This is a genomic window from Blautia sp. DFI.6.71, from assembly GCF_020593585.1.
Taxonomy (GTDB): Bacteria; Bacillota; Clostridia; order Lachnospirales; family Lachnospiraceae; genus Blautia_A; species Blautia_A wexlerae.
The window spans coordinates 1-10,165 of sequence record NZ_JAJDMJ010000082.1 but is presented as its reverse complement, the minus strand read 5'-3'; the positions used below and the strand labels follow the sequence as shown (position 1 = coordinate 10,165).

At 39.7% G+C, this 10,165-nt stretch carries 8 protein-coding genes; 7 read left to right on the top strand and 1 reads right to left on the bottom strand.

The window, feature by feature from the left end; all coding sequences use genetic code 11:
* Window positions 1-903 precede the first annotated feature (903 nt).
* The 7 genes from LJE12_RS18700 (at window position 904) to LJE12_RS18670 (ending at window position 9,766) form a co-directional block, all read left to right on the top strand.
* The gene (locus tag LJE12_RS18700; RefSeq protein WP_020993212.1) at window positions 904-1,296 is read left to right on the top strand and encodes a VOC family protein; all 393 of its coding nucleotides are present in this window, start codon (window positions 904-906) and stop codon (window positions 1,294-1,296) included.
* A gap of 171 nt (window positions 1,297-1,467) precedes the next feature.
* Entirely contained in the window at window positions 1,468-3,300 is a 1,833-nt protein-coding gene (locus tag LJE12_RS18695) for a cache domain-containing sensor histidine kinase (protein WP_215680238.1), read from the top strand.
* Entirely contained in the window at window positions 3,300-4,913 is a 1,614-nt protein-coding gene (locus tag LJE12_RS18690; protein WP_227226576.1) for a response regulator transcription factor, read from the top strand. Before LJE12_RS18695 ends, LJE12_RS18690 begins: the two co-directional genes overlap by 1 nt.
* Window positions 4,914-5,140: 227 nt before the next feature.
* Window positions 5,141-6,436 carry an ABC transporter substrate-binding protein gene (locus LJE12_RS18685; RefSeq protein ID WP_008705247.1) on the top strand — a complete coding sequence of 432 codons (1,296 nt, stop codon included), beginning with the start codon at window positions 5,141-5,143 and terminating at the stop codon, window positions 6,434-6,436.
* 99 nt (window positions 6,437-6,535) lie between these two features.
* On the top strand, window positions 6,536-7,420 hold the full coding sequence (locus tag LJE12_RS18680) for a carbohydrate ABC transporter permease (protein ID WP_008705245.1): 885 nt from the start codon (window positions 6,536-6,538) through the stop codon (window positions 7,418-7,420).
* Complete coding sequence (locus LJE12_RS18675; RefSeq protein WP_008705243.1) at window positions 7,417-8,256, top strand: carbohydrate ABC transporter permease; 840 nt, start codon at window positions 7,417-7,419, stop codon at window positions 8,254-8,256. Before LJE12_RS18680 ends, LJE12_RS18675 begins: the two co-directional genes overlap by 4 nt.
* Window positions 8,257-8,374: 118 nt before the next feature.
* Complete coding sequence (locus LJE12_RS18670) at window positions 8,375-9,766, top strand: GH32 C-terminal domain-containing protein (protein WP_025580901.1); 1,392 nt, start codon at window positions 8,375-8,377, stop codon at window positions 9,764-9,766.
* A 166-nt stretch (window positions 9,767-9,932) separates the two neighbouring features.
* On the opposite strand, the gene LJE12_RS18665 is transcribed toward LJE12_RS18670, so the two are convergent.
* The coding region (locus LJE12_RS18665; protein WP_227292354.1) for a cation:dicarboxylate symporter family transporter at window positions 9,933-10,165 on the bottom strand (233 nt) is incomplete at its 5' end.

Genomic DNA, 10,165 nt, shown 5'->3' with positions numbered 1-10,165 from the left:
GCACGTACGGTTTTGCGTAGGGGTATGGGGAGTAATCCCCATATCTACTAGAGAGTAATTTCCTATAACATAAAAAAAGTCCGCCCCACGCAGGGACGGACATATGATATTCCGTAACCACCCTGTTTCACCTTTGAAACAAGTACGATTCTGCAACGTACCGATATACGCGGCTCCTGTAACGGGGGGCGGCCGGGGAAGCTTACTGTGAATACGGCAATATCTGTGATGGCTGTATTCAAGGGTTCGGCTTTCCTTCTCGGGGATGATATTCGAAACAGGTCTGTCACTGCATTTCACCGGACTGCAGTTCTCTGAGGACAGGGGGACTGTTTTTACTGGTTCCCTTCGTTGAATTTATGCGTTATAGGTTTAGCTGTTTAAAAAGCTAAAGCAATTTTAACGCTGTTTGTTTTGAAAGTCAAGAGGTTTTTGTAAGTATTTGGGGGAAGTTTGTTGGTGTGGGGCGTACACAGCGCAAGAGGGGACGCGCGAAGCAGCATCTCTCTGCAGGTTCAGTTCCGGGGGCTAAGTAACTCTAAGGTGGGGGAAAATCCGCTAAAAGCATGAAGAAAAATGCAAAACTCGCTCCGTTGCAGACTCCGCTCAGACAGGTTGCTATTTTTCTTTATAACGCGGATTTCCCCCACCTAAGAGTTACTAAGCCCCCTCCAAATTCACCTGCAGAGAGATGCTGCTTCGCGCTGGCTATTGGCTGTGTAAGAGAAAATGGATGAGGTGGTGGGAGCGGAGGGGTCAAGTGAAAAGAATCAGTTGTTACTCTTGACAATCGAATGATTTTCTGCGTATATTGTAAAAAATAAAATATTAAATATTGGATAAGTAAAATTATGAAAATAAATGAGTAAAAGCTACAAAGATGAGCAGAAAGAGGTAAAGATCATGGATTTAAAGAATTATTCAACAGGGGTACAGCATATCGGGATTCCGACAAATGACATTGATAAAACTGTGGAGTTTTATCATAAACTTGGTTTTGAGACTGCATTTGAGACTGTAAATGAGGAAGCGAATGAGAAGGTTGTGTTTCTGAAACTGGGAACTCTGGTAGTGGAGACTTATGAGAATCATGCGGCGAAGATGGAGCATGGGGCGATTGATCATGTTGCGCTTGATGTGAGAGACATTGAGGAGATTTTCCAGTATATTAATGAAGCTGGTTTAAACTCCACACAGGATACCATTCATTTCCTGCCATTCTGGGAAAATGGTGTAAAATTCTTTACCATTGAGGGTCCGAATAAGGAGAAAGTGGAATTCAGTCAGTATCTGTAAAACAGAAAAAGTTACGGAATATACCTACATAATAAAATTCCGAACATAATAAAATGAAGCAGTAAAGCCGATACATTGACTGGAAACAGTGTGTCGGCTTTTTCACTGTTCGAAATAGACTGTAGCAGTAAAAACCGGGAAAAATAAAGGGATATTAAAGGGAAGAGAAAGATGAAATATTTAAAGAAGTGGTATATTAATCTGTCAATACAGAGAAAAATTCTGTATTGTACATTAGGGGTAGCATTGGTTGTTTTGCTGGCTGCCAGTGTTTCGCAGTATATGTCTGCATCTTCAATTGTGACAGAACAGACAAGGAAGCAGTCTGCGGGAGTGGTGAACGAGTTGTCGGTGAATTTGGATCATTATTTTGATATGGTGAGGAATTCATTTGAGTATATTGCAAATAACAATACGGTTCAGGAGGAATTGGAGTCTGATGAACCATATAAATCGGATGGCACAGAGCTGTATTCCTATTATTCAAGATCAGGGCAGATCAGAAGGCTGCTTTTGCAGGGATATACAAGTATTTATATGAATGATATCCAGCTGTATGGTTATAACGGAGCAAATCATCTGCTGGCAAATAATCATGAGATTAATGAAAATACCGCTCAGACATCCTGTGAACTGGCGGAGCAGGCAAAAGGACGCTGTATTTATTATAATGCTTCTGAGGAAGGCCTGATGTATATGGCAAAGCAGATCAAAGATTCTCTGACTATGAAGCCAGTGGGAATATTGAGAGCATCTATTAAGCTGAGCTATCTGAAAAAAATGACGATCACAGCCAGAGATTCTTTGTCTGCACATATTTTTCTTCTGGACAGTGACAAAAATGTTCTGATAGAGAGTGCAGAGAATGATGCGACAATCAGTGACAGAAGCTGGATAGAAAAAATATCAGGTAACACAGGAGATTTTCTGTTTACTGCAGATGGACAGGGTTATGACTGTGTATATCAGAGAAGTTCTGACACAGGACTTACAGTTGTAGGAATGATTCCTATGAGTTTCTTACAGAAAACAGCTAGAGGATTACAGAAAACGACAATCATGCTTATTCTGGCAAGTTTGATGTTGTGTATTTTTCTTGCTGATATTCTGGCAAAGGGAATCGCCGGTCCGATTGAGCGTACAAGTAAAGCAATGCAGCAGTTTGCGGAGGGGGATTTTTCTGTCCGTCTTCCGGAAGGAAGAAGGGATGAGATTGGAGCCATGAATTCTGTTTTCAACCAGACGATAGAGAAAATAGAGCAGCTGATAAAACAGGTTGTGGAGATGGAAACAGTTAACAAAGATATTGAATTCCAGGCTTTACAGGCACAGATCAATCCGCATTTTCTTTATAATGTACTGGATACAATCAACTGGATGGCGCGAAAAAAAGGTGAGGATAATATTTGTCGTATGGTTACTTCTATCAGCAGTCTGATGCGTGCAAGTATCAGCAATAAAAGAAGTATGGTTTATATTCGTGAGGAAATAAAATATGTACAGGATTATCTTTACATACAGGAAACCAGATATGGAGATAAATTTACATCTTATATTGAAGTGGATGAGAGATTAAATGAATTAGAGATTCCGAAGATGACTATTCAGACACTGGTGGAAAATGCGGTGGTTCATGGTGTGGAAAATGCGACATGGGACTGTTTCCTTTATGTTTCAGGAGAAATTACAGATGGAATGGCAGTATTTACAGTAAAGGATGATGGCGTTGGAATGTCACAGGAGCAGTTGGAGAAATTGATGGGGACAGAGGAAGAGCCAGATCATGAAGCAGAGCGGACACATACCCATCTGGGAGTATATGCGGTGAGAAAGAGACTGGATTATGTATATCAGAACAAAGCAAGGATGAGCATTACATCAGAACCGGGGAAGGGAACACAGGTAATACTGGAAATTCCGATGAACGGTAATGTCGGAGTTACTTACAGGAAATACGATGAAACTGTAAATGAAAATAACAAAAAAAGGGGAGACGAGAGATAATGGAATTGCAGGTAATGATATTAGATGATGAATATATTATTCTGGATGGTTTATGTTCGTTTCCATGGAGCGATTATGGATACCGTATATCCGCAACTGCAAGGAACGGATTGGAAGGGCTGGAGAAACTGGAGCAGGCGAAACCGGATCTGATCCTTACAGATGTGAAGATGCCGGGAATGGATGGACTGGATTTTGCAGAAAAAGCACATGAGATTTATCCCAATGCGGTTATAGTGATACTGACAGGATATGACAGTTTTGCCTACGCTCAGAAAGCAATCAGCATTGGTGTGGAAGAATATCTTCTCAAACCGGTGGACTATGATGAGTTAAAGGCAATGGCTGCCCGGATTGCAGGGGAAATTCATGCAAGGAAGGAAAAACAGCAGGAAATCCGGGATCTGAAGAAATATTTCAACAGGTCAGTTCCGCAGCTGAGATCCAAATTTGCGGGAAATCTTCTGTATGGAAGAATCCAGGGAAAAGGAGTTGTAAAAGAGCAGGCAGAATCTCTGAATCTGACAATAGAGAAATATATTGTGTGTGTAGGGCGAAAAGTTGTTGGAGAAAATAAAATCCATACAGGAGATAAATGGATAGAGGAATTTGCATGCATCAATATTTTTGAGGAAATTTTTAATGATTTTGGAATTCATGTTTTGAGCGATTATAATACAGCAACTGCAGAATATAATTTTATTCTTTTGTTTGAAAAGGAAGAAGAAAACGCAGTATGTATGGAAAAAGCATTGCAGGCATGCAGTAAGATACAGGTAGAAGTAGAACGGTATCTGAAAGCACATATGAATTTTGGATTGAGCGATGTAGAAGTGGACGAATATCAGGCAAATGCACAGTACCGTAAGGCACAGACAGCATGCAGGCAATGTGTTTATCTGGGTACGAATATCATACTCAGATACGAAGATCTGCAATATAAAAAACAGACAGACTTTGTGATTACTTCCGGTGAAAAAACACATTTTATGATGACTTTGTTTCAGGACAGTTTTGAGAAAGCGGAGGATGAACTTCATCAGATATTTCGAAACGCACCGGAAGATGTATCTCCGGTGAAATTTGCAGCAATGGATTTACTTTTGGGATGTATGAAATTTCCATATATCTGTGCAGTTGACAGTGAAATTCATAATAAAAACTGGAATCTTTCTGTGCTTCAGGATGGAATAAAAAGAATCTGTCAGTGCGAGAACACAGAAGAGGTGTTGAATTGTCTGCTGAATCTGTTTGGAACGCTGATTAAACAGAATACAGAAGGAACTGATGAACGGAACCGGAAATTGGTTCAGAGTGTTCTTTCTTACATTGAGAAGAATTATTCAGGAGATTTATCTATGGATGATCTGACTGAGAAATTCCATGTAAGCAGAACCTATATCAGCCGCCTTCTTAAGAAATATGCCGGAAAGAGTTTTCTGGAATATCTGACAGATGTCCGGTTCCAACAGGTGGAGAAACTGATTGCAGATAATAAATATAAACAATATGAAATCGCAGAAATGGTAGGATACAAAGACTTTGGATACTACATAAAAGTATTCAAAAAGCGTTACGGTATTACGCCCAATGAATTCAGGAAACATATATAAACAACGAGGTTAACTGTATCAGGTAAGTCATTTAACCGAATCAGGCAAGCAGCGAGGCGGATGATTTTATCTGCCTGACGATAGAACAGGAGATTTGTGCACAGTATAAAATTTGTGCACAAATCTCCTATTTTTACTTTTATTTCCAATTGTTTATAAAAGGCAAAAAGACTAAAATAAAATCATCAAGAACGAGGAAACACAAATTAAAAGGAGGAAACAAGTAAATGAGGAAAATGAAAAAAGTGTTATCACTTGCCATGACGGCAGCTATGACAGCCAGTCTTCTGACAGGCATGGGAGCAGTTACAGCTTCTGCGAAGAAATCGGACGATGGAAAAAGAACGAAGATTACTGCTTTATTAAAAGGTACAGAGTCTACAGAACAGTATAAGACATTTGATTATCTTCTTAAAAATTTCTGTGATGAAAAAGGTCTGGATTATGAAATTGAACTTGTAAACGATATGCAGGATTATTTTACAAAACTCCAGATGTATATTAACAGTGATACACTTCCGGATATTTTTGGATGCCCGAACGGAACACTTTCTAAAGCATGCAAAGATATTGATGCACTGGTTAATGTGGGAGATGAACTTGAAAGAAACGGATATGATGAGAAATTAAATGGTGCGATCAGAGATTTCCTTACAGATGCAGACGACGGAAATATGTATCTCTTCCCACAGGGATTGTACTGTGAGTATTTTATGTACAGAAAAGATATCTTTGAAAAAGCAGGAATCAAAGATGCTCCGACAACATGGGAAGAATTTGAAGAAGATTGCCAGAAAATTGCAGATCAGGGCGAGATTCCGGTTATTGTGGGAGGTTCTGATGCATGGCAGCTGATGAGATATCTTTCTTTCTCACCATGGAGAGTAACTGGTCCTGAATTTATTGAGGGTTATCAGGCTGGAACAGATTCTTTCAGTGACAATGAGTCTGCAAAATATGCAGTAAATCTTCTTTCTGATCTTGGAACAAAAGGTTATTTTGAACCAGGATTTGCAAGTGTAGATTTTACCTCTGCATGTAACTTATTCTTTGGTGGTTCCGGTGCAATCTTCTATACAGGCTCCGGACAGATCAGCCTTGCAGAAGAAATGTATGACAATGGTGAACTTGGATTCTTCCCTGTGCCGGATACAGAAGGAATGGACAATATGTCTACTAACGTACCAGTTCATGCAGGTTTTGCGGAAGGATTTAATAAGGCAACATATGATGATACAATGCAGGAATTCTTCGATTATATGTGCGAAAACTTTACAGATGCATGCTACAATCAGGCACAGGTTTTCTCACCGTTTAATGAAGAACTTCCGGAAGGACTGCCACAGCTTTACTATGATACACAGCCAATGTTTGAAGATGCAGAAACAGCATGGACTTCCTGGGATGATAAACTGGATTCAGATGTAATGACTAAAATTGTTGATGAACAGCAGCAGCTTGCTCAGGGAATCATAAAACCGGATGAATTTATTAAGACCTGTGATTCTCTGGTAAAGAAATAAAAAAATTTAAGCAGTAGTCTGGAGACTGGCAAAATTTTTGTCAGTCTCTTTGAAAGAAAAGACATAAAACAATTTGATTTTCGGAAAGGAGGGAGCCTCGTGCAGAAAGCATTTGGAAAAAAATCAGTAATTTTCTTATTTATTTTTCCGGCATTTCTTATCTATACGGCATTTGTAATCGTGTCCATTGTATGGGCCGGATATTACAGCTTCTTTGACTGGAGCGGTGTTGGTGAAAAGGTATTTGTAGGCTTCAAAAATTACATTGAACTTCTTACACAGGATGATGTTTTCAGATCTACTGTATGGCATACACTGATTTATACAGTGATCAATGTTGCAATTCAGGTATTTGGAGGTTTATTATTTGCGATTCTCCTCAGTCGTATTAAAAAAGGAAGAGTTGCTTTACAGACTCTGTATTATATTCCGGTAGTTATCTCTTCTGTAGCGATTTGCCAGATTTTTACAAAGTTATTATCAGTAACTCCAACCGGTATTGTGAATCAGGTATTATCATTCATCGATCCATCTCTGAAACTGATGGAGTGGATTTCCAATCCTCAGATTTCACTGTATGTAACAGCTTTTGTAGAAGCATATAAATACCTGGGACTGTATATGGTTATCTTTTATGCAGCACTGATCGGTGTTCCGGATGAACTGGGAGAAGCAGCACTGATCGATGGAGCATCAACATGGCAGGAATATCTTTATGTAAGAATTCCTTATATTAAACCGGTTATCATTGCAAACTGTCTGCTGGTACTGAATGGTTCCCTGAGATCTTTCGAGTTCTCTTATCTGTTAACACATGGAGGACCGGGAAATGCTTCTGAACTTATGACAACTTATATGTATAAACAGGCGTTCAGCAGTATGAAATATGGTTACGGAAGTTCTGTAGCGATCATGATCGTAATCATCTGTATGGTAGTTGGAATGTTATTCCGTAAATTCACAGGAGGAGGGGATGACGAATGAAAAAGAAAAAACCAACCATTCCGAGCATCATTAAATGGGTTATAGCATTAATCCTTGTTGTGATGCAGGTTTATCCTTTCTTCTATGTATTTACTTCAAGCTTTAAGTCACTGGATGATTTCAGACAGTTACCGGCATATGCACTCCCGTCAAAATGGGTGCTGACAAACTTTATTAATGTTTTTACAAAAAGCCATATGCTGACTTATTTTAAAAACAGTATCATTGTTTTGATCGGTGTACTGATTCCTCTGCTTTTATTTGCACTGATGGCTGGATTTGCATTAAGCAAAATCAAATTCAAAGGCAGAAAATTTGTCCTTAATTATTTCCTTCTTGGATTGATGCTTCCTATGCAGGTTGCACTGATTCCATTGTTTACTATTTTTAATAAGATGGGACTGATCAATACATACCCGGCAATTATTTTGCCACAGATTGCTTTTTCACTGTCTTATTCCATTCAGCTGTTTTATTCATTTAGCAAATTCTTCCCTGAAGAAATGCTGGAAGCAGCGATCATTGATGGATGTTCACCGATAGGATGTTTCTTTAAGATGGTGGTTCCGATGTCACTGAACTCTATTATCACAGTAGCAACCATGCAGGCAGTATTCTGCTGGAATGAGTATATTAATGCTTATACATTTACCAGATCTACAGATATGAAAACCATTACACTTGGTTTAAATGACTTCGTAGGAAGCATGGGACTGACAGACTGGGGTGGTACATTTGCAGCCATCACTGTAACAGTACTTCCGGTATTTATTTTCTACTTCTTCAGCAGCAAGAAGATGCTGGCAGGTATGACAGCAGGTGCAGTAAAAGGTTGATAATATGCAAGAATTACCTGATAACAGTAGTTTGATTTATGAGTAAATAACAGGCTTGCCGGAAAAGTACAAGCAGGCCTGTAAAGTGAAATAAAGTATAAAAAAGGAGATTAAGACTATGCAGAAATTATACTATCAGTTCCCGGGAACATGGTTTGGCGATTGCATGCCATTTGGACATGGAGATAAATTCTATTTATATCATCAGAGAGATACCAGAAAACCGGGACCATTTGGAGAACCATTTGGCTGGGATCTGGCAACAACTTCTGATTTTGTACATTACGAAGATAAAGGTGTGGCAATTCCGAGAGGAACAGATGAAGAGCAGGATCAGTTTATCTTTGCAGGAAGTGTTTTCGAGGCAGAAGGACAGTATCATATTTTCTATACAGGTTATAACCGTGATTATCCGGCACTTGGAAAACCATCTCAGGTTCTGATGCATGCATACAGCGATGATCTTGTAACATGGCACAAAACTCAGGATGCACTTACCTTCACTCCACAGGAAGGCTATGACCCGGATGACTGGAGAGATCCATGGGTGATCCGCGATGAGGAAAATGATCAGTATCTGCTGATCCTTGGTGCAAGATTACAGGGACCAAAGACAAGACAGACAGGAAGAACTGTTAAATTCACATCTAAAGACCTGAAAAACTGGAAGTTTGAAGGAGATTTCTGGGCACCGGATCTCTATACTATGCATGAGATGCCAGACTTATTTAAGATTGGTGACTGGTGGTATCATATTGTGACAGAATACAGTGACAGAAGTAAAATGGTATACCGTATGAGCAAGAGTCTGGAAGGTCCATGGATCGCACCGAAAGATGATGCATTTGACGGCAGATCTTATTATGCAGGACGTACTTTTGAACTGAACGGACAGAGAATCCTCTTTGGCTGGGTTGCTACCAAGGATCAGGATGATGATGACAATAACTTCATCTGGGCAGGAACATTTATGGCACATGAGGTTTACCAGAGAGAAGATGGAACCCTTGGTGTAAGAATTCCGGAAACTGTATGGAATGCATTTGATAAAGAAGAAAAGACAGAAGATTTTGTAATTGATACTCCAACTAAGAGTACAGAAAAAGTAGTTGCAAAAGATACAGGAGATATCTTCAAATTCGAAGCAGATGTGGAATTCACAGAAGGAACCAGAACTTTCGGTGTGAGATTCTATGAAGATGAGGATAAAGCTGAATCTTACCAGTTCGTATTTAATGTAACAGAAGACAGATATGTATTTGAGAAAAAACCAAACTGGCCATGGCCTGCAAACCAGAATATCGGACTGGAGAGACCGCTGGAACTGGTACCTGGTAAGAAATACAATATCAAAATGATCGTAGATGATACAATTGCTACAATCTATGTAGACGGTGTTGCATTAAATGCGAGAGCATATAAACGTCCGGGAGAAAGTCTGTCACTCTTTGCTTCTGAAGGAAGCCTGAAAGTAACTAACTGTAAGGTTACAACCGGATTAAAGAAATAGAGACAGACAGCAATTTAATCGATAAACCGCGGAGCAGTTATTCGGTGTAGAGTAACGTGACGAAGAGATTGCTGTAAATAAAAAAGTTGCTGTGCGTTTCAGTTATAGAAATGCACAGCAGCTTTTTTGCGTTAAGTCGATTGGAAACAACAGATTTAGGGGTTGCTTAATTTTCTAATTTAATCTTCTCCTTAAGAACCACACATCCTGCCATGTCTCCGATAACATTGACGCAGGTTGCGCCCATGTCGCAGAGTGTATTGATGCTGATGTAAACGCCCATAACTCCTGCAGGCAGACCTGCCATGGTTGCCAGGGCTGCGAAGGATGCGATGGCACCGCCAGGGATTCCCGGGGTTCCTACTGACAGGAGTACGTTTGCCAGAAGGATTATGATCA